Source organism: Methanocorpusculum vombati, assembly GCF_026891935.1.
Taxonomy (GTDB): Archaea; Halobacteriota; Methanomicrobia; order Methanomicrobiales; family Methanocorpusculaceae; genus Methanocorpusculum; species Methanocorpusculum vombati.
Genome location: NZ_JAPTGC010000042.1, coordinates 1 through 740 on the forward strand (window position 1 = coordinate 1; position 740 = coordinate 740).

General features: G+C 63.6%; 1 protein-coding gene. It reads left to right on the plus strand.

Annotation, left to right across the window (positions count from 1 at the left end; all coding sequences use genetic code 11):
• The coding region (locus O0S09_RS09965) for an InlB B-repeat-containing protein (protein ID WP_268923826.1) at nt 1-717 on the plus strand (717 nt) is incomplete at its 5' end.
• Nucleotides 718-740 lie beyond the last annotated feature (23 nt).

Consider the following 740-nt stretch of genomic DNA (forward strand, 5'->3'; position numbering starts at 1 on the left):
CCGGTACCGCCCGCACCCCCGGCACCTCCCGCAGAGGGTGACGGCAACATGGAAAACGCCTTCCGTGTCCTCTTCGAGACCTTCGGCGGCAGCACCGTTCTGCCGCAGACCTACCTCTCCTACGGCGACGTAATCACAAAACCCGCCGACCCCGAAAAGAGCGCATGCTCCTTCGGCGGCTGGTACACGGATGCGGCCTGCACCAAGGAATGGAACTTTGCGGACGGCATCCCCGGCGACATGACACTGTATGCCAGATGGATCGGCGGCACCACCACCCCGACCCAGACACCCGCACCGGAAACGACCACCGTACCCCCGGCAACCCAGACCGGCACCGCACAGCCGACCGTGACCACCCCCACCCAAGACGCCACCACCGCACCGCCGGAAGACACCGGCAGCGACAACAAATCCGGCGGCGACGGAAACGGCATGCTCTCCCTCCTGCTGTTCCTGCTGTTCCTGCTGTTCCTGCTGTTCCTCTTCTTCCTGGGCCTGATCCTCCTCCTGCGCCACACCGTGACCTTCCTCGTCACCACCGCAGAAGGCATCAAAACATACCGCGTCAGAGTCTGGCACGGAAAAACCATCGACTCAGACACCCTCCCCGAACTCCTCCGGACCGCCGCATGGTACCTCGACGAAGAACGGAGAGAACGCTGGGACCTTGAAGAAGATCCGGTTATCCGCAGCATCCGCCTCTACCACGGATAACCCCGCGGCAACCCTCTCTCCCC